18 protein-coding genes and 1 riboswitch are annotated in these 20,075 nt (G+C 39.3%); of the genes, 14 read left to right on the plus strand and 4 right to left on the minus strand.

Features of this window, described 5'->3' with window-relative positions; translation table 11 throughout:
* The first annotated feature begins 97 nt into the window (after nucleotides 1-97).
* The 5 genes from rlmD to BDR01S_RS11470 all read left to right on the plus strand — a co-directional run bounded on the left by rlmD (nucleotide 98) and on the right by BDR01S_RS11470 (nucleotide 3,166).
* Nucleotides 98-1,477, plus strand: a complete 1,380-nt coding sequence (rlmD, locus tag BDR01S_RS11455; protein WP_066249857.1) for a 23S rRNA (uracil(1939)-C(5))-methyltransferase RlmD — start codon at nucleotides 98-100, stop codon at nucleotides 1,475-1,477.
* A gap of 37 nt (nucleotides 1,478-1,514) precedes the next feature.
* Nucleotides 1,515-1,886, plus strand: a complete 372-nt coding sequence (locus tag BDR01S_RS11460) for an MmcQ/YjbR family DNA-binding protein (protein WP_066249860.1) — start codon at nucleotides 1,515-1,517, stop codon at nucleotides 1,884-1,886.
* A gap of 385 nt (nucleotides 1,887-2,271) precedes the next feature.
* Nucleotides 2,272-2,403, plus strand: a complete 132-nt coding sequence (locus BDR01S_RS26495) for a hypothetical protein (protein WP_268874674.1) — start codon at nucleotides 2,272-2,274, stop codon at nucleotides 2,401-2,403.
* A gap of 54 nt (nucleotides 2,404-2,457) precedes the next feature.
* Nucleotides 2,458-2,769, plus strand: coding sequence for a hypothetical protein (locus tag BDR01S_RS11465; RefSeq protein WP_066249863.1), 312 nt, complete (start codon nucleotides 2,458-2,460; stop codon nucleotides 2,767-2,769).
* A 109-nt stretch (nucleotides 2,770-2,878) separates the two neighbouring features.
* Nucleotides 2,879-3,166 (plus strand): putative quinol monooxygenase, encoded by a 288-nt coding sequence (locus BDR01S_RS11470; RefSeq protein WP_066249865.1) that lies wholly within the window; start codon nucleotides 2,879-2,881, stop codon nucleotides 3,164-3,166.
* A gap of 87 nt (nucleotides 3,167-3,253) precedes the next feature.
* Here BDR01S_RS11470 and BDR01S_RS11475 read toward each other — a convergent pair whose 3' ends face one another.
* Nucleotides 3,254-3,754 (minus strand): hypothetical protein, encoded by a 501-nt coding sequence (locus tag BDR01S_RS11475; RefSeq protein ID WP_066249870.1) that lies wholly within the window; start codon nucleotides 3,752-3,754, stop codon nucleotides 3,254-3,256.
* A gap of 256 nt (nucleotides 3,755-4,010) precedes the next feature.
* Nucleotides 4,011-4,191, plus strand: a riboswitch (cobalamin riboswitch).
* Between the two features lie 181 nt (nucleotides 4,192-4,372).
* Here BDR01S_RS11475 and metE point away from each other — a divergent pair.
* Together metE and BDR01S_RS11485 are read left to right on the plus strand one after the other, a co-directional pair.
* Complete coding sequence (gene metE, locus BDR01S_RS11480) at nucleotides 4,373-6,664, plus strand: 5-methyltetrahydropteroyltriglutamate--homocysteine S-methyltransferase (RefSeq protein ID WP_066249873.1); 2,292 nt, start codon at nucleotides 4,373-4,375, stop codon at nucleotides 6,662-6,664.
* Nucleotides 6,665-6,955: 291 nt separating this feature from the next.
* Nucleotides 6,956-10,279: a DEAD/DEAH box helicase gene (locus BDR01S_RS11485; RefSeq protein ID WP_066249877.1), complete on the plus strand. Its 3,324-nt coding sequence runs from the start codon at nucleotides 6,956-6,958 to the stop codon at nucleotides 10,277-10,279.
* 142 nt (nucleotides 10,280-10,421) lie between these two features.
* Here BDR01S_RS11485 and BDR01S_RS11490 read toward each other — a convergent pair whose 3' ends face one another.
* Nucleotides 10,422-10,787: an SET domain-containing protein gene (locus BDR01S_RS11490; protein WP_066249881.1), complete on the minus strand. Its 366-nt coding sequence runs from the start codon at nucleotides 10,785-10,787 to the stop codon at nucleotides 10,422-10,424.
* 243 nt (nucleotides 10,788-11,030) lie between these two features.
* On the opposite strand from BDR01S_RS11490, the gene BDR01S_RS11495 reads away from it, so the two are divergent.
* Nucleotides 11,031-11,411, plus strand: coding sequence for a DUF5655 domain-containing protein (locus BDR01S_RS11495; protein ID WP_157406155.1), 381 nt, complete (start codon nucleotides 11,031-11,033; stop codon nucleotides 11,409-11,411).
* A gap of 249 nt (nucleotides 11,412-11,660) precedes the next feature.
* Nucleotides 11,661-12,674 (plus strand): DUF418 domain-containing protein, encoded by a 1,014-nt coding sequence (locus BDR01S_RS11500; RefSeq protein WP_066249886.1) that lies wholly within the window; start codon nucleotides 11,661-11,663, stop codon nucleotides 12,672-12,674.
* A 165-nt stretch (nucleotides 12,675-12,839) separates the two neighbouring features.
* Here BDR01S_RS11500 and BDR01S_RS11505 read toward each other — a convergent pair whose 3' ends face one another.
* Complete coding sequence (locus BDR01S_RS11505) at nucleotides 12,840-13,322, minus strand: PM1805 family lipoprotein (protein WP_066249892.1); 483 nt, start codon at nucleotides 13,320-13,322, stop codon at nucleotides 12,840-12,842.
* Nucleotides 13,323-13,964: 642 nt separating this feature from the next.
* Here BDR01S_RS11505 and BDR01S_RS26585 point away from each other — a divergent pair.
* Nucleotides 13,965-15,359: a M28 family peptidase gene (locus BDR01S_RS26585; RefSeq protein ID WP_066249894.1), complete on the plus strand. Its 1,395-nt coding sequence runs from the start codon at nucleotides 13,965-13,967 to the stop codon at nucleotides 15,357-15,359.
* Nucleotides 15,360-15,569: 210 nt separating this feature from the next.
* Nucleotides 15,570-17,033: a PAS domain-containing sensor histidine kinase gene (locus tag BDR01S_RS11515; RefSeq protein WP_066249896.1), complete on the plus strand. Its 1,464-nt coding sequence runs from the start codon at nucleotides 15,570-15,572 to the stop codon at nucleotides 17,031-17,033.
* Between the two features lie 67 nt (nucleotides 17,034-17,100).
* Here the strand turns inward: BDR01S_RS11515 and BDR01S_RS11520 are convergent, their stop codons facing one another.
* The gene (locus BDR01S_RS11520) at nucleotides 17,101-17,637 is read right to left on the minus strand and encodes a ribonuclease H-like YkuK family protein (protein ID WP_066249899.1); all 537 of its coding nucleotides are present in this window, start codon (nucleotides 17,635-17,637) and stop codon (nucleotides 17,101-17,103) included.
* A gap of 271 nt (nucleotides 17,638-17,908) precedes the next feature.
* Between BDR01S_RS11520 and BDR01S_RS25355 the strand changes: the two genes are divergently transcribed.
* The 3 genes from BDR01S_RS25355 (at nucleotide 17,909) to BDR01S_RS11535 (ending at nucleotide 19,969) form a co-directional block, all read left to right on the plus strand.
* The gene (locus BDR01S_RS25355; protein ID WP_066249900.1) at nucleotides 17,909-18,229 is read left to right on the plus strand and encodes a hypothetical protein; all 321 of its coding nucleotides are present in this window, start codon (nucleotides 17,909-17,911) and stop codon (nucleotides 18,227-18,229) included.
* 143 nt (nucleotides 18,230-18,372) lie between these two features.
* Nucleotides 18,373-19,446: a DUF2157 domain-containing protein gene (locus BDR01S_RS11530; protein WP_066249903.1), complete on the plus strand. Its 1,074-nt coding sequence runs from the start codon at nucleotides 18,373-18,375 to the stop codon at nucleotides 19,444-19,446.
* Complete coding sequence (locus BDR01S_RS11535) at nucleotides 19,439-19,969, plus strand: GDYXXLXY domain-containing protein (RefSeq protein WP_066249906.1); 531 nt, start codon at nucleotides 19,439-19,441, stop codon at nucleotides 19,967-19,969. Before BDR01S_RS11530 ends, BDR01S_RS11535 begins: the two co-directional genes overlap by 8 nt.
* The last annotated feature ends 106 nt before the right edge of the window (nucleotides 19,970-20,075 follow it).

The following is a 20,075-nucleotide window of genomic DNA, read 5'->3' on the forward strand; positions in this document are numbered from 1 at the left end:
TTTTTATAAAAAGGGCTTTTGCTCTTTTGAAGTTTCGCAAACTGTCAGGCTTTGTGATACAATCTTAGCTAGTCAAAACAAGCAAAGGAAGAAACGAATGAGCAGAATTGTACCGGTAAATAAAAATGATTATATAGATGTTGTTTTTGAAGATTTAACCCATGACGGAGCGGGTGTGGCTAAGATTGATGGCTATCCGTTATTTGTTCCCAATGGACTGCCTGGTGAAAAAGCAAAAGTTAAGGTGATTAAGACGGGCAAAGGCTATGGCTTTGGGCGTCTGGTTGAGATTTATGAAAAAAGTCCTTACCGAGTGGAGATTGAGAGCAGTGAGTTCCATAAATATGGCGGCTGCCAACTTGAGCATATTAGCTATGAAGGACAGTTGAAATATAAAGAAAACCAGGTCCGTCAGGTGCTCACACGTATCGGAAAACTGGAGGATGTAGTCGTTCATCCAATTTTGGGAATGGACAATCCTGTGCATTACCGCAACAAGGCGCAGGTGCCGGTTGGGGAAAAGGACGGCAAACTGATTGCAGGCTTTTTTAAACCGAGGAGCCATGAAATCGTTGATACGAATGAGAGTATCATTCAGTTGCCTGAAATCAATGAGGCGGTACAGGTGGTCAAGGAGATTTGCAGTGAACTAAGGATTCCGGCTTATCATGAGGAATCACATAAAGGCGTACTAAGACATATTATGGCCCGTTATGGTCAACAAACGGGTGAACTCATGGTGGTCGTTATAACAAGGACGGCTGACCTTCCTCATAAAGACAAGCTTGTGGAGCAAATTGTAGCACAACTTCCGAAGGTAAAGTCGATTGTCCATAATGTCAATTCAAAGCGCACCAACGTGATTATGGGTGAGAAAACGAATGTTTTGTGGGGGAATGAAGTCATTTATGACTTTATCGGTGATGTTAAATTTGCTATATCTGCGCTGTCCTTTTATCAGGTTAATCCCGTTCAAACCAAGGTTTTATATGATAAAGCCCTTGAATATGCCGACCTTAGCGGCGAAGAAAGCGTCATTGACGCTTATTGCGGGATTGGGACGATTTCCTTATTTTTAGCACAAAAAGCAAGAAAGGTATTCGGCGTAGAAGTGGTTCCAGAGGCAATAGAGGATGCGAAGCGGAATGCAGAATTAAATGGTATGACGAATACAGAGTTTGCGGCTGGGGAAGCAGAGGTCGTGATTCCGAAGTGGTATAAGGAAGGGAATTCAGCCGATGTCTTAGTCGTTGACCCGCCGCGCAAAGGCTGTGATGAGGCTTTGCTGCAAACGATTATTGAAATGAAGCCGAAAAAAGTCGTCTATGTCTCCTGTAATCCAGCTACCCTTGCAAGAGATTTGCGAATCCTGGAGGACGGGGGATACAAGACGGTGGAAGTGCAGCCAGTCGATATGTTTCCGATGACAACGCATGTGGAATGTGTTTCGCAGCTAGTTTTAGTAGAAGGCAACTAACTATACAAAATAGTTTCGATTATAGGTGAATAAATAAATGAAAATACAAGAAACGGCACTCATGCTTGAAAATGTGCGCAAGATCTGTCTTGCACTGGACGAAGCTTTTGAACATATCGACGGATTTGGTCACAATACTTTTAAAGTAAATAGAAAATCTTTCGTAATATCGGGTGAAAGCGAGAAAGGATTTAGCTTGTCGTTCAAGTCAGATCGAGAAACTCAAGCTATATTGTTACAGAAAGAGTATTTTTTCAAAACCCCACATATTGGGCATCACGGGTGGGTATCTATTCAAAATCCGGCTGAGGAAGACTGGGATGAATTGACTGATCTCATTCAAGAAGCCTATTTACGTGCGGCACCGAAGCGTTTGGTTAAGAAATGGAATGAGTTGCATAAAAAGTGAGAGAATTAAGCCCTTTCTTCGGAGTGGGCTTCTTTTTGTGAGGATTAGAGAAAGACCGATTTTGATGAAGTTCGCGCATAAATGTGATTGATGCCAATCAGAAAAATCCTTCTTAAATTGAAACGATGTTCACGTAATTGTACTAAATTTTTAGAAAAGACAAAATTATTATTAAATGCAGTATGATATAATTCTACCGAAAAGGAGGTGGAATAATGTCGAAACAACCATAAAAGCAATAAATATTATCGAATTTAATCCCTTTCTATTAAACCTGCAATCTTCCCCTTTCATTCTCATCATTTTAAATCCACTATCTTGCGCCTCTTTAATAACTTCCTGTTAAAATGCTGAAGCTAATAAAATCACTTAATTACTAAAATCAATGGGAATATTGCCGCTAAAACGTGAAATAAAGGCCATCGTTCTGCATTTTACCACGGATAATACGACCCTAGAACTTCTAAATGAACGATTCAAACAGATGAAGGAAAAAGTAAATGAAATTCTAAGTTAAGCTCCCGACTAAAGGTTATGGTAAGTAATTTTATATATCTGAAGGAGGATAATAATGGGTCACGATATATCAGGATACAATAAAGCAGGAGAAGAAATTGCTTATGCTCGTTTTAGCATGGGGAATCATAATGCTACCATACTGTATAATTTACTTGATGCAAATAATTACTATGCAGGAGTTAGTGGATCAGGCGGCAGTTCTACCTTCTCGATACAACAGATTGAAAAGGCTTTGAATGGCTACAAACAATTTTATAAAAATAGTCATTTCTTAACTTTGGATCAAAAACAAATCTCGGAGTTTATACAAAATTGTTTAGCAACTGCCAAAGTAGAAGGTAGTGTAGGAGTGTATTTTGGCTAATGTTTTAAGGTTTTGACGAAATCGACAAGGTTGATTTTTGCCGTCGTGCTTTATTATATAATAAAGGGGATAGTCAAAACTAACTAAATAAGAATGGGGAGCTAGTAAAATGATTAGAGTTGTTGCGAAAGGTAAACTGAAACAAGGTGTAAAGTTAGAAGAATATTTAACACTTGCCAGAGAACTCGTTACTGAAACTAATAAAGAAGAAGGTTGCATTTCTTACGCTCTTCATGAAGATATTAATGACCCAACCATTGTTACTATGATTGAAAAATGGGTGGATGAAGAGGCAATAGAACAACACAACAGCAGCGAACATGTTAGGAGAATTGTGCCAGGACTAAGGGAATTAAGAGAAAGTACAGAAATAAATCTGTACAAAGAAATTAAATAAATAGTTTTCATTAAACTAAAAAAATGCCTGGAATTAATATTCTGGGCATTTTTAATTGGAAACCTTAAAATTTAACATAGCTAATTGTTAAATAGGAATAAGCATATGGATTAGAAATATAACCGTAAAGGTCATTGCGATGATTCGGTGGAACTTTTTTCGAAATCCAGATGCTTTTTTGTGACGTAAATATCCAGCAAACAATGTGACAAGTAGAAAGATAAAGGAAGTATAACCCATCAACATCTTGATATGACCGTAACCAAGGATAGGACCTATTTTAAAAAGATTAATCCAAGAATGACCGATAATAAGGAGTGTAGCTGTAATAGCTATTTTAATATGCCACTTCATGAAATATCTGGAGAAGGTGGCAAGCCGAATCTTAACTTTCCTTTGCTTGGTTTTACGAATGAGTAGAAAAATAAAATACATATTCACATTAAAGATAAATAAGATCATGGCGATTTGAGCTGAAAATTGGCTAATTACAATCAAAATGGAGTCATGCGGACGAAAAAACCAAATATAAATGATGGAGCCTATAATAAGCAAAAAATTAGAAAACGTCCATATTCTATGGTACACACAAATCCCTCTTTCTGGTTGGGGCTTTTTAGTTTTTGCAAGGATTTAAATATTACTCATTTCAAAAATCACCAGTAAAAATCCAACCTATCAACTAAGAGAAAGTACAGAAATAAATCTTTATCGAGAAGTAAAATTAATGTGGCAGTGTGGATAATGGAATTTGGAATTCACATTCAGTATATCATCATATGAGATCAATTTTTCAGAAAATTGTATACAGCAAATTATGAATATGTTATAGTTATTCAAAATTACATATCGTGTAAGAATTGGTGCCAAGCTACGGCTTGGCTTAATAGGGAAGAACGGTGTAATTCCGTCGCTGTCCCGCAACTGTAAATCGGAGTGAATCACAAATACCACTGTCTTAGGACGGGAAGGTGTGAGGAGCCATGATGATAAGCCAGGAGACCTGCCAAATTCCAGTACACACCAGATACCTACGTGGAAATAGGTGGTGACAGTCATTTGTACGACAAACGAGTTATGAGCAGCGATGTTTATGCAAGTTTTTATTAGCATATCGATAACTTGAATGTAGAGCCATTTCCATTTTGCGGAGATGGCTTTTTTGTATTTGGGACTTGTAGTTTATAAAAGTAGGAGGAATGAAGCATGAATTTAGTCAGTACAGCCATTGGTTACCCGTACATTGGGGAGAATCGAGAGTGGAAACGTTGTGTCGAATCGTTTTGGAAGGGTGTGAAATCAGAGGAGCAATTTATTGCAGAGATGAAAACGCACCGCTTGAATAATTTGGAGCGTCAGCAATCACTAGGCTTAGAATACCTAACCGTTGGGGATTTTACCTTTTATGACCGCATGCTTGATCTTGCAACAATGTTCGGACTGGTTCCCAATCGTTATCAGTGGACAGGTGAAGAAGTCGACATAACAACCTATTACGCAATGGCGCGTGGGGCAAAGGATGTGGTCGCTTGTGAAATGACGAAGTGGTTTAACACAAACTATCACTACATCGTCCCTGAATATGAAGGCCAGTCCTTACAATTAACGAAGAACTACCTGCTAGATTATTTTACAGAAGCGAAAGAAGAATTAGGTCTGAACACAAAGCCGACCATTATTGGTCCGTATACGTTTGTGAAACTAGCAAAAGGGTACGATGCCAAAACCAAAGCATTTTTTATTTTAAAACTCATCCCGCTCTATGCACAAGTATTCCAGCAGCTTGTCGATGCAGGGGCAAAGTGGATTCAAGTGGAAGAACCAGCCCTAGTCCTATCGCTAACAGCAGATGATGTAAAATTAATCCAAGTTATTTACAAACAATTAGCAGCAGAGGTACCAGCTGCACAAATTATGGTACAAACCTATTTTGAAGGATTATCAGCGTATGAAGAACTATCTCAATTACCGGTTGCCGGGATTGGTCTCGATTTCATCCATGGTGCCGAAGAGAATATGGCTTCCCTTCGTAAACACGGCTTCCCGCAAGATAAAGTATTAGGGATGGGTGTCGTCAATGGACGTGATATTTGGCGGGCGAATTTGGCTGAAAGAGCGACCCAGACGAAAGCTGTTTTATCCTTAAGCGGTGTAAAAGAAGCGTGGATTCAGTCTTCATGCAGTTTTCAGCATGCCCCTGTGACGACCAAGTCGGAAACGCGTCTAGATGCCACATTAAAAGACGCCCTGTCATTTGCTGATGAGAAAATCGTTGAGTTAACAGATATCACATCCTATATACGTGACGAGGCATGGACTGGAAATAAGAGCGTATCACAAAGTATGATGGCGACCCAAGCTTTAGCGCAACATAAGGCGAGGAAGAATGCGCGTGTGAAGGAGCTTGTATCACAAGTAACACCTGAACATTTTGCCCGTCCAATGACATTTAAAGAACGTCAGCCTGTGCAGAAAGAGGCACTAAAGTTACCAGACTATCCAACGACAACCATTGGCAGCTTCCCTCAGTCCAATCAAGTAAAACGTACACGGACAGCATGGCGTAAAAAAGAAATGACGGAAGCTGAATATACAGCGTTTCTAAAAAGTGAAACCGCCCGTTGGATACAAATTCAGGAAGAAATTGGACTGGATGTGTTAGTCCATGGTGAATTTGAACGTACAGACATGGTGGAGTACTTTGGAGAAAAGCTAGAAGGCTTTGCTTTTACAGAAAAAGCCTGGGTCGTATCCTATGGGTCACGCTGCGTCAAACCACCAATTATTTATGGTGACGTCGAGTGGATAGGCCCAATGACAGTGAGGGAAGTAGATGAGGCACAGCAATTAACGTCTAAGTATGTGAAAGGGATGTTAACAGGTCCTGTCACAATCTTAAATTGGTCGTTTGTCCGTGATGATCTTTCACGTGAACAAGTCGCCAACCAACTAGCCTTAGCACTACGAGAAGAAATTCAAGCGTTAGAAGATGCAGGCATTGCCATTATTCAAGTGGATGAACCGGCATTACGTGAAGGATTGCCGTTACGGAAAGAAAACTGGGCCGACTACTTGGCATGGGGAGTCAATGCCTTTAAGTTAGCGACTTCAAGTGTGAAGAATGAAACACAAATTCATACACATATGTGCTATTGCGAGTTTAATGATTTTATTGAACCGATTCGTGCCCTTGACGCAGATGTGATTTCGATTGAAACGTCTAGAAGCCATGGGGAACTGATCCAATCGCTTAAACAAAATCCATATGAACTTGGGATAGGTTTAGGAGTATATGATATTCATAGCCCGCGTGTACCAAGTGAAGAAGAAATCGATGCGATTTTAAACGATAGTTTAGAAGTGATTTCAAAAGATCAATTCTGGGTCAATCCAGATTGCGGTTTAAAAACACGTCAGGAAGAAGAAACCATTGCATCGTTAAAAAACATGGTGGCGGCCGCTCGGAACCTACGCCAACAGCAGAAACAAACGGTATAAATCTAATCTTAATGAAAATAATGTAAGAATAATTGATGAAAAAACAGCCATTCACCGCGAACCGCACCACTTGTCTTGTCAAAGGACATGTTGCGGTTTTTTTATTTGTATTTGTTTTTCAATGAAATCCTTAAGAAAAATCCGCAGCTTGAAACTGAATTAAGTATGCCATGATTACTGTAGAAAATTTACATATGTAAAATTGTATTATTGCAGTCTAGAATATTAGATAATAGGAAAATATGAAAGTAATAGTCTATTTCCTTTGATGCTTTAGGTGGAGGTAAATTTATGTTTGAGCAATTAACAAAAGATAATATAAAAGATCTGTTTACAAATGCAGTTTATCGTCGTGGGCTTGGTTACTTTCAAGAAGGACGTGTCAGAGATTTATCTCATGATCCCATTAAAAATATCTGGAGTGCAAAAGTAAGAGGGTCAGAAACCTATCAAGTGACAATTGAGGATGATAGGTTAGGAATTTCCTCAGATTGCAACTGTCCTGCCTATGGTAAATACTGGGAGCCGTGTAAACATATTGCTGCAGTTATGCTGAAAATTCACGACAATACCCAGGGGGAAATTATCTTTAGTAACCCTCATCGCGATAACCAAAGTTTTCTTGATAGGAAACGAATACAAGAGAAAGAATTACAAAATCGACAATTGGAACTAGAAAGGCAAAGGGAAGAAAGACAAGCAGCTTATGTCAAGCAGCTGACGAATCAATTTATTCAAAACTTCTCTAGTATATTACAAGGTAGTAAGGAACAGAAGATAGAGAGAATCAAGGAGCCCTTACTAGTAGAATGGATACTGAAAGTATATAAGCCGTACTACGCAACAAAACAATTTCTAACATTAGAAATGAAGGTAGGCCAAAAGAGGGCCTATATTGTAAAGAATATTAAGGATTTTCTTAAGACTATAAATATACAGGTCCAGTACCCGTTTACAAAAAGTTTTACCTATGACCCGATAGAACAAGAGTTTACCCCGAATGATCTGGAGATTATTAACCTTTTGCAGGATGCGATTAAGTACGAGGAGATCTACCAGGAATTCCAATCTCCTTATAATAGAAGCTATGGTTCATCAGATGAACGGGCACTTACGATTCCCCCGATGATTGCGGCAGAGCTACTTAAAAGGCTTGAAAACAGAGAGGTTCACTTTGAACATGGTAGAGAAGCTTTTAATCAGATTGTAATCGATCAATCGGAATTGCCTTTTACGATACAATTAGATAAAGGAAAAGCAGATGAGTTTCAATTAGACTTGACTTCACTAGCTAATTTTACCTTCTTAGATCTATATGGATATATCATCGTAGATCATCGCTTTTATAAGATTTCGGTTGAACAGCAGCTACTCATCAAGGAATTGAAAAAACTGATTGAACAGTCAAACAATCCTGTTCTACCAATTGCTAATGATCAAATTGAACCGTTTATCTCTCAGGTGGTGCCTAGTATTGATAAGATTGGACAATTGGAGATTACGGAAAACGTATCAAGCAATATTGCAAAATTCCCCCTAGAGGCAAGGATTTATGTTGACCGAATCGACGATCTCCTCCAGGCTTCACTTGAATTCCATTACGGTGAATATAAGATACATCCGTTTGAGCAAACGACTCCTGAAAAGAGCGGTCCAATTTTAATGAGGGATGCAGAAAAGGAACAAGCAATCATGGAAGTGATTCAATCTACTTCTCTAAGATTCGAAGGAAAACTTCTTTATGTTGAAGGCGAAGATGGGATATATGAATTTTTATATGAAGTTTTACCGCGGCTTGAAGACAAAACAGAAATTTTCTTAACAAGTGCCGTCAGGTCATTTGTATTACCGGACAAACATGCACCCGTTACCAATATCGACGTCGATTCTTCAGGTAATTGGCTGGAGGTGAGCTTTGATATGGCAGGGATTGAGCAGAAGGAGATTAGGAATATTCTACAATCTGTTGTGGAGAAGAAAAAATATTATCGACTGCCAAGCGGTGCGTTCGTCTCATTGGAATCACAAGAATTTCGAACGATTCAAAACATGCTTCAAGAGTTAAAGATTAAACCATCACAATGGGAAAAAGACACGATTCAGCTTCCAATATACAGAGGAATGCAGCTGGATGAATTGGTTGATAAGGAAAATGGCAGCAAAGCCAAATACGGAAAGCCATTTCGTCGGTTATTAAACCGTTTGAAAAACCCTGAAGAGTTGGAATTTGAGTTGCCTGATTTGCTGCAGGCTAAATTAAGAGACTATCAGAACTATGGCTTCCAATGGTTTAAAACGCTTAGCTACTACCGTTTGGGTGGCATTCTTGCAGACGATATGGGGCTTGGGAAGACCGTGCAAAGTATTGCCTTTATTTTATCAGAAAGAAATGGGAACAAAAACGCGAAACCAGCGTTGATTGTAGCCCCGGCATCACTTGTCTACAACTGGAAAAATGAATTTCAAAAATTCGCTCCATCATTAGCAACGGATGTGTTGATTGGAACACCGCAAGAGCGGTTGGAACGGCTGCAAAGTGATTTGTTACCTGATGTTTGGATTACATCTTATCCAACCTTAAGGCAGGATATTGATTCTTATGCACAGCATGAATTTAGTACGCTAATATTAGATGAAGCACAGTCGATTAAAAATTATGCAACTAAAACAGCGAAGGCGGTAAGGGATATTCAAGCAGAAACATGTTTTGCACTTAGCGGGACACCAATAGAAAATTCAATTGATGAGCTTTGGTCCATTTTTCAAACGATTATGCCAGACTTCTTTCCAAATCAGAAGGCGTTTCGTCAGATGGAACCCGCTAAGGTAGCAAAGATGATTCGCCCGTTTTTATTGCGAAGAGTGAAGAAGGATGTATTAAAAGAATTACCAGACAAAATTGAAACGGTCAACTATTCTGAGCTTACAAAGCAACAAAAAGAGCTATACCTTGCTTATCTTGAAAGAATCCAGAAGGAAGCAAAAGAATCGCTTCAAGGAGAAGGCTTCCAAAAAAGCCGTATGAAGATCTTAGCTGGTTTGACAAGACTCCGTCAATTATGCTGCCATCCTTCCTTGTTTTTGGAAAATTATCAAGGCGATTCAGGTAAGCTTCAACAACTAATGGAGATCGTCAGTAATGCCATAGAGAACGGCAGGCGACTGCTAATCTTTTCACAATTTACAAGTATGCTTTCGATTATACGTGAACAGTTATCGAGTTCTGGTTTGAATTTCTTCTATTTGGATGGGCAAACAGCACCTAAAGAACGGGTCAAAATGGTTGATCGGTTCAATCAAGGTGGGGCTGATATCTTCCTCATTTCTTTAAAAGCAGGAAATACAGGACTCAATTTAACAGGAGCGGATACGGTGATCTTATATGATCTTTGGTGGAATCCAGCTGTTGAGGAGCAAGCAGCCGGAAGGGCCCACCGAATTGGCCAAAAAAAGGTTGTTCAAGTCATCAGATTAATCACACAGGGAACGATCGAAGAAAAAATATATGAGCTCCAACAAAACAAAAAAGAACTCATCGAAACCGTCGTCCAACCTGGAGACCAAGCAACTTCAAGAATAACGGAACAAGAGATTAGGGAAATATTAAATATTTAGGTGCCTGATACTACGTATTATATGTATATAACAAAGCTCTTCCTAAATATCATTAGGGAGAGCTTTTGGTGTAAATTATTATCCAAAAGAGTCCTTATCCGGATTTCTAATGGGATAGGGGCTCTTTTTCACATATGTTTACTTATTCCTCAAACCATAATCGCGTTTTGTCATCAGGGTCACCATTATAATTAATCCGTATTTCGTCTCCTTCTTTAATATCGGCATATGCATAAAAATTGATTGTTCCTTTTTTTAATTTCCTTTTGAAAATGGCATTTGGTGTGCGGGAATGATTGAATAGCGACCCAATACCTAAGGCTAACGCGCATTCATCGAAATCTTTTCCCCACCAGAATACATAGTCGATCAAAGTTGTTTTTTCCAAATACTTAAACTCTTCTTTTGGAAAGATGATGACAGGTGAAACCTCCAGAAGTTCATCTTTCTTAATATCCCGAGTGGCAAAAATTCCTCTCCCGTATTGAGATTGCCTTACCTCCAACATAGCTCTATTTACCTCCATTTTTCAAACATCTCAGGTGCATTTATTTATTAAGGTATGAAAAAGGAAAGTGTTTGGTATGGGTCCACAGTGCAGATGTTGTAATCATCAAAGGACGACGATTTAACTTTATATATCCAATTTATGGTTTTATACTAAGGGGAGAAGAGTTAATTGACATTGTCATTGTCAATGGTGGTGAGGAGTGTTTTGTAACCTATAATATAAAACGGGGTGGGATAAATGGTGAATCCGTCTTATCGAGAAGATGTAGAACGTTTCTTTACCGGCCAAGAAAAACATATTTCGTTGTTCCATGCTGTGGAAGCGATGATAAATTCGATCGGTCCAGTAACCATTGAAGTGAAGAAATCCGTTATCTCTATTGGTACAAAAACAAAATTTGCCTGGGTATGGATGCCACAGCCCTGGTCAAGTACACGTCCTGAGGATTGCCTTGCCCTGACCTTTGTGGTTGACCGATATATTGAAGACGAAAAAATTGTAGAAGCAGTTGAGCCGTACCCTGGCCGCTGGATTCATCATGTTATTATTCAAGTGGAAGATGATTTAAATGATGATGTATACCGGTGGCTGAGTGAAGCATATACTTTTTCTCAAAATTGAGGGAAGTGCTTCGAGCAATGGAGAAGACTTAATAATCCTGATGTGTACCTTTTGAAGTTTTCGAATGATAAACTGACAATTGATAGGCTATGGCAGTGTTAGAGATTAATAGATTGTAATGGATCCGTGAGTTTGGAATGAGGATGAGGAACATAAAACACAAAAAGGCTGACAGTATCAGCCTTTTTGTATTTGCCTCGATAGGTGAAAGTTGAGTAAGCGGTTATAATGATAATGGAGTTGATTTAAATGAATACAAAGGAGTTAACCAAACGGATTGATACCCTCGATTATTTGCGGGGATTTGCGCTCCTGGGCATTATTCTGGTGAATATCATTCCGTTATTGTCGGTTAAATTACCTGTTCCTGGAACCACCGATGCATCGTATTTAAGATTCTTATACTTGCTTGTAGAAGGTCGCTTTTATACGATCTTTACCTTTTTATTTGGTGTGGGGTTCTATATTTTTATCTCACGGGCAAATGCGAAGGGGAAAAATGGGTATGTTTTGTTTTTGCGGCGGATACTTGTATTGTTTTTCTTTGGGTTAGTTCACGTGCAATTTCATCCAGGGGAAGCCTTAACCGTTTACGCTATTTGCGGTCTGATCATTTTGCCTTTTTACAAAGCTAATAAGCTGGTAAATCTTGTGTTTGGAACGGCAATGTTGGTTGTACTGGGCTTTTTTGCAGAAAAAATCTTCATGGTCGTTCCGTTGATGTTGCTAGGCATCGCCGCAGGGCAATATCAGGTGTTTGAACAAATATTAAATTGGAAAAAGACATCCATTTTTACTTGCCTTATATTTGTGGTAAGTGTGGCAGGTCTGATTTATCAATATCAATACGCACCATTTGTGTTTGGAAATGGATCTGATGAGAATTTCTTAGAAACGCAGCGATTCTTGCATATCGGAATCACAATCGGCCCAATTGTCTCTGCATTTTATGTGGGACTGCTGATTTTGCTTCTCAATTTTCCTATTGTCCGGCAGGTTTTATCTCCTCTAAAAAGCTATGGACGAATGGCGCTAACAAACTATGTTTCGCAAACAATCTTAATCCTAGGTTTGGGGCAGGTGCTAAATTTAGTCGATCATTTGAGCTATATCCAATCACTGGTTCTATGTATGGCTATTTATACCATCCAACTGACTTTCAGTACCATTTGGCTCCGCTACTTTCGGTTCGGTCCATTAGAATGGGTGTGGAGAATGCTGACTTATTTCGAATGGATGCCGATCCGTAAAGCAGCTGATTAATGTGGTTAACATCACCTGTTGCGGCCCCGATAAATTTAAATAGGTCAGTCCTCCTTCCGTTTTTTTTAAGAGAAGGGGGCTGACCTTTTTGGCTATTTAGTTTATGCATTAGCTTCGGCAACTAGAAAAACTATAGTTTCCGTTATTAGTTTAGGAGAATTTTTGTTAGTTTTTAATGTCTACATCGTGTTCCTTTGCAAGTTTATTTAATTTTGTTTGATATTCCCGGATATGCGATCTGGCATCCGCTAGCATATCGTTCGCTTCCTGGATCAAATCTGCGTCCTGGTTTTCTAAAGCCTGTTTAATTTTTGCAAAGGCATTCATTTGAATATTTGCCCCTTCTATATATATTTCGTGAATTTCTCGTACCTCATCTGTTTTAATCTTTACAGATTCTAGCTCTTTAACAAATTCGGAGTAATTCGGAATAACGTCTTTCATTAACGCATCGTACATTGTTTGATCATCCTGATAATTTGTACCCGAGACCCCTTCATAGGCTGAAACGGCAGTACTCTCCAGTTTTCCTACTTCCTTCATTTCTTTGTTTACATAATTAAGTAAGTCGTCCTGGACTGGATCACCAGAGCATCCTGACAATAACAATATAAGGGGTATGATTAAGGCAAATAGCCTTTTTTTCATTTGAATCACCTCCTATTGCCCAATTTATGAGGCAGAGGAAGTCCATTATGAGCAGGGAAAATAATATTTAATGAATGGCCATAGTATTACTTTTGAATATATCAGGGAGGAAAATCAGGACGTGTTATTTGTTATTGACCGTGCAACAGCTGTTGAGGGCGAAATTGGGAAGAAAGAAATCGGCTAAAAACGGGTAGGTAAAAAAAGGCGAATATTTAGTAGGCACGTATTTTGGCAGGAAAATATCTATCAAACTGCGTGCTTTTTGTATGTGAAGATTTTGTCATTTTTGCGCAAAAATTGAGGATTTATCCTATTAGGGGATAGGGGAATGCAAAATATGTTCCTTTTCCTCGAAGCAGGTCATTTATAGGTAGAATAATCTATCTTTTTCTAGATGTTTAATCCCAGGCGGATGAGATGATGTACTCAAAAGTGGCTATTTTTAAGTGATATGTATGTTAAATTAAGACTACTAAGTTTTGATAGTTTTCTTAAAAGGAACTATGTTTTTATACTCCACATAGTGTAAATCTGCCGGAATTAGAGGGAATATATAGTACTTTGTAGAACGATTATTGTTTACTAAATTTTCTAATATAGGAATAATAAAGTAGATTGATAATAAAAAGGGGGAATTACATGTTTCGTCGTAAATCTATTATTACTATTCTAGCAGCCAGTATGGTTTTGTCGGGCGGGGCCGTTTATGCCCAAACAAACGGTGCACCAAATGGACAATCAGCCACAGCCTTTGACAATAAGATTATCAAGAAAATTAGTGCGGATAATATGTATAACAATATTGCACTATTATCTGAACAGCCAAGGGAGGCTGGAACCGAAGGGGAAGTTCGTGCCGTAAAATACATAGAGGGCCAATTTAAGAGCTTAGGCTTTGAGACAAAGGTATTACCATTCCCAATCTATGATTATCGGACAAACCATGTTTGGGTGAAAATTGGTGGAGCCGATATCACAGGAACCGCACCACGTGCTTTTAGCGGCAGTGTAAGTGGAAAGGTGACGAAACAACTAGTGAATGTTGGTAAAGCGAAGCCTGAAGAGATTGGCGATGAGGTGAAGGGGAAAATTGCCTTGGTGGAACGTGGCGACATAACGTTTATCGAAAAAGTGCAAAATGTTTTAAATAGAGGTGCAGTGGGTGTACTCATGTATAACAATAGTTCTAATGGTAACGCCTTTGGCCAAGCGCAAGAGGGGCAAAATATTCCGGCTGTAGCGATCACACAAACACAAGGCTTGGAATTGGTTGGAAAATTAAAGTCTGGACCGGTTGAGGTAACCTTAGACGTCGATATCGAAAAAATCGAGAAAACATCCTATGTTGTTGAAGCTAAATTGAAGCCAAACAAGAATAAGGATACAGGTCAAATTGTTACTGTCGGTGCCCATCATGATTCAGTTCGTGGTGGCCCAGGTGCAAACGATGATGCCTCAGGTGTATCTGCTGTTCTAGAATTAGCGAGGATTTTTGCGAAAGCACCAATTGATACAGAAGTTCGCTTCTTAACATTTGGTTCGGAGGAACGAGGTTTAGTAGGGTCATCTTTCTATGCTTCACAGCTTCCGAAAAGTGATGTGAATCGCATGGTTGCCCACTTCCAAATGGATATGATCGGCGGTCGGGATGCCGGAGCGGATAATCCAGCGGGCGGATTAATTATGTATACGATTGACGGTAAGAAGAACCTTGTTACCGATTTGGGAGCAGCAGCAGGATTAAGGACGATGGATGTAGCGATTCCTTATGGCCAACTAGGTCGAAGCGACCACCAGCCGTTCCACGAATTAGGAATTCCGTCAGCACTATTCATTCATTCACCAGTTGAGCCTTGGTACCATCAGCCAACCGATACTCTAGATAAAATCAGTAAGGAAAAGCTGCAGCAGGCCGCCGAGATTGTTGGCTCGTCCGTGTATCAAATAGCCCGTCCAGACACCCCGGCCTTAGAAAATGCACGAGTGGCACCAGGGACTGTTGATTACGATTTTGAGGACCGCCCAGTCGATTAATAAAAAGAAATAGCAACGCTTGGCCACCTATCACTGTGGTCCAAGCGTTTTTTAGTACCAACACACATAATTGTCCTTGTGGGGTGGATGAAATCAGGTAAATGTCTTTCTGTGGTGCCTGACACCATTTTGAAAATACTTCTTTTCTTTATCGAAAAACTCTGTAAAATGGAGAATGAGAGAATATATGATGTGTTTGGAGAGATCTCTATGTCGAAGAATGTCCCGATTTTTACGAATGAGAAGGAATCTGTGGTGTATAATCCAGATGATTTAATTGACTTATTTCTTGACTGTACAGCAGACGCGATTTGTATGGTTGATATGGAGAATCGGTTTATTCGGGTCAACCATGTGTATACCAAAATGTTTGGCTATTCTGAGGAAGATGTCATAGGAAAAAGGGTGGAGGAATTTTCAGCTCCTGAATTCGTGCATGATATTATTGAATCAGTCAAAGGCGGTGAAGCATTTCCGGATATGGTTACCAAAAGGTACCATAAAGACGGAACCATCCTTGATATAGCTGTTTCATATTCCCCTTTTAGAAGCCCATGTGGGGAAATCATTGCTGTCCTTGCGATTTTCCGTGATATAACGGAGCATATAAATATTGAAAGAGAATTGAAAAAGACGCGAGAGATGTACAAACTAATTACCGAAAATGCAACGGATATGATCAAGGTCTATTCGAAAGATAATAAGATTGTCTATGCTTCTCCTTCCCATGAAAAAGGTATTGGATATACCTCTGAACAGTTAATTGGTAAAAGCGTTTATGATTTTATCATGCCAGAGGAAAAGGGGCATTTTGAAAAAGTATATCAGAGGTTAATAGACACAGAGGAACCGCAACTTCTGCAAACGAAGATACGTACAGGCGAAAATCAAGTGATATATTCTGAGACCACAATTTCTCCCATTTTTAATGAACAAGGAGAAATTGATTCCTTTGTCACCGTCGGCAGAGATATTACGGACCGGGTAAAAAATGATGATGCCCTCCGAAATTTAGATCGCCTTTCAATCATCGGTCAATTAGCTGCTGGAGTAGCTCATGAGATCCGAAACCCTTTGACTTCATTAAAGGGATTCTCAAAGCTATTAAAAGATACAACGAACAAAGAAAAACAAGATGACTATTTATCTATCATAATGAACGAATTAGATCGTATAGATATGATAGTGAATGAATTTATGTCCTTGGCCAAACCCCAAGCCATTCAATTTGATCAAGAAAATCTAAATGCAATCCTAGAAAGTACGGTTAATATCTTACATCCACAAGCATTATTACATAATGTACAAATAACTAACCAATATCAAGATGATACGATTGATTTGCTTTGTAATCCCAATCAGCTGAAACAGGTTTTTGTTAATTTTTTGAAAAATGCCATCGAATCTATGCCCTTAGGTGGAAATGTCAATATACATGTTCAGAGAGTAGAGGGCAATCGAGTGCAGATTTGCTTTTCGGATGAAGGGATGGGTATTGACGGCGAACTTATGCGTTATTTGGGAACCCCGTTCTATACAACCAAGGATAAAGGAATTGGGCTTGGTTTAACTGTCAGCAACAAAATCATCCAGGAACATAACGGCACCATGAAAATCGAAAGTCAAATTGGCAAAGGCACCACAGTAAAAGTTGAACTGGAATGTCTTTTATGAGGATGTAAAAAAAAGAGTGTCAGGCACCACTAAAAGGACGATTGTCTTTTCGTGGTGCCTGACACTCTTATTTGGTGTAACGATTGGCATAGCTGGAAGCAACAAAGGCGTTTGGTTTAATTTTCGGTTCAACCCCCATTGATTCGATTCTGGTGACCATTTCTTTCACAAACTCACTTGTTTTGTTTCTTTTGCCCGCTCCAATATCAATGTGACCCTCCATCGTGAAGGTTGCCCCTTGATATATGTTGGGAAGGACAAGATTGATTAACTCACTTTTTCTTTCCTCCGTGAACATCGAAACGACTTCCTCGGTTAATGATAGTTCAAGAGATATTCGCTCATGTAAATGAGTCATCTTTCTTGGAATGACCACCTTCTTAATGCACGCCCATACTCCATTTCCTTTATTTTGGATGACAAGCCCCGTGATAAAAACAGTCGTTGATTTATGGACTTGAGAATCAGTTCCGACCATTAGTCGGTAGTTCCCATTTGGATCTAACTTCATGAATGTTACGATCCGGTCAAAGACTAGATCGAATGACATCCCATTCTCCTGAAGATTTTGAAACAAATCGTGATAAGCCTCGTTTTTTTTCATATTGAAGCACCACATCTTTCCTTTCCAACTAAAAAAGTTTAAGTCTCGCTTCTTATTCCTATCTTATGGAAAGTGTTTTATTGTCGTGCAGCCAATGAAAGTATTTGATCTTCATAGATATGTATGTAGATTAGTGAGCAAAAATGAATGAGTGGTGTCAGTGTGGTGTCAGGCACTGTGGGAGGAAATGACTGTAAAAAGCATTCTCCTTAAAACGAACTTCTAAACGAGCGAGCATTCGAACAACAAGCTTTTTTTGAAAAACAATTAAATGCCTAACAATATTTGTGCCAGTCCATCATTAGATAAAGAAACGAGAATTTATCTAGATAGGGATGGATGGAAATGGCAAAGAGAAACCGAGGGAAAACAATCAGCTACTTGCCTTCAAATGGCCGCGGGACATGCCCGCTATGTGAAAGAACAAGAATTAAATTGCTATATCCGCATAAGACTGAAACAAACCAAACCATCAAAGTTTGTAAATTTTGCCGGGATAAATAATCATCGATCAATCAATCAATGGTGTCAGGCACCGCTTGTGGACATTTGTCCTTCTAAGGTGCCTGACACCTTTTTCTTCGAATTCTAGAAGCTTGTGGGGGAGCAGTACATTTCCTTTTTTAAAAGGATATTAACGCTATTTGTCGAATAAACTTAACTGTAGAGGAATTGGTTTCAATTGGTAAAGAGGATTGAACCTCATTAAAAAAGACGGGAAAAGGGGTGGGATGGATGGCGAAGCGGATTGTAAAACAGCATGAGTTAAATTTTTTAAAGCGGGAGCTTAAGTTCTTAGAAGACTCCGAGATTCTGCCTGCAGGAAAGGCCAACGAGATAGACGGGATTTACGAGGTGCAGAAATTATCTTTTACAAAAACACTTTTGTATGTGGGTTCTATTTTGATAGGGGCAGGGGTCCTCAGTTTTATCGCGAGTAATTGGGATGAAATTGGAAAGACAGTGAAACTCCTTTTAATAATTGCAATCTTCCTTGCCAGTAATCTGGCAGGATATAAAATGGAAAAAAACTATCCGAAAACATCTAGGGGTTTATACTATTTAGGTATTCTTGTGTTCGGTGCGGGAATTTTTCTGATTGAGCAAATGTTCCATCTCGGCACAAATTCACAAAATGCCTTTTTATGGTGGTCGCTTGGCATAATGCCGCTAGCTTGGGTATTACGGGATAAATGGATTCTTCTTGCCTCTTCCTTATTTGTCCTCAAGTACCTGCTCGATGGACAATATCTTCAAGGCGTAAACATCCCGTATTGGACGTTGTTGTGGATTGCGGCAATTTATATTCTTAATGAAAAAATAGGCTTTTCAAAAGTAACAGGCTTTGTCACGGGCTTGGTTTCGCTGACCTTTATCGGGACGATCGTTAGCTTTATTCTCAACCGCTCTGACTATACTGATTTTCCGTACGTGTATGGACTAATCTATTTGGTAATTGGGGTAGCTCTTGTTCATTCCAAGGGGAAAGTGAGAGACATTTATGTGGTCTTGGGATACCTCGTACATGGGGCGGCAGCACTATTGTTATCTTTTGAGGATACCTGGCCAGTTGATTGGATATATATTCCTTTCTCTGTCTTGTACTTGCTCTATGTGTTGTACTTAATCAAACGAGGCAGCTTAATCAGTATCATCATCCTATGCGTGATGATCTTCCGTTTCTACCTGGATTTATCCTTTGAATTTTTGCCAAAATCGTTCGTATTTATTATTGGTGGATTCCTGCTGCTCGGTTTCGGTTTTTATTTTGAAAAACAAAGAAAAAAAGGGGTGAGTGTGCATGAATAAGCGAGCAAAGCAGTTAGTTTTGGCTTGTTCTTTGCCAGTGGTGATTCTGTTAGGCCTGTGCATCACTCCTGTTTATACCATGTTAACGGGCGAGGAAATGATTCTCCAAACAAAACCGCTGGACCCATCAGACCCATTTCGAGGCGATTATGTGACCCTTCGATATGAGGCGGAAGAAGTCCCGGTCGATTTGGTGGATAAAGCAGTAGTCAAAAAAATGCAGAACCAGGGAGGACCGTTTGACGTATTTGTTCTAATGGAGAAAAATAATGGAGTCCACACGCCGAAAAGAGTAACCCTTGAAAAGCCTAAAAAGGGGATATTTCTAAAAGCCACCATAAACTATACCGACAAAGACAATCAAGGACAGGAAATAGCCTTCCTGGATTACAATTTAGATAATTACTACCTAGAAGACAACACCGGCACAGAATGGGAAAAAGCCTCTGCTAAAGGAGAAATACTAGCCAAACTCAAAGTAAACAATGGGTACGCCGTCCTGATCGATATTACAACAAAGTAAAAGTGGGTGTCAGGCACCGCTCGTGGACAAATGTCCTTTTGCGGTGCCTGACACTTTTTTTAAGGTAATAATAAAAGATCATAAATAGTTGGTGTGAACTAATTCA

This window comes from Neobacillus drentensis NBRC 102427 (assembly GCF_001591445.1).
Classification (GTDB): Bacteria; Bacillota; Bacilli; order Bacillales; family Cytobacillaceae; genus Neobacillus; species Neobacillus drentensis.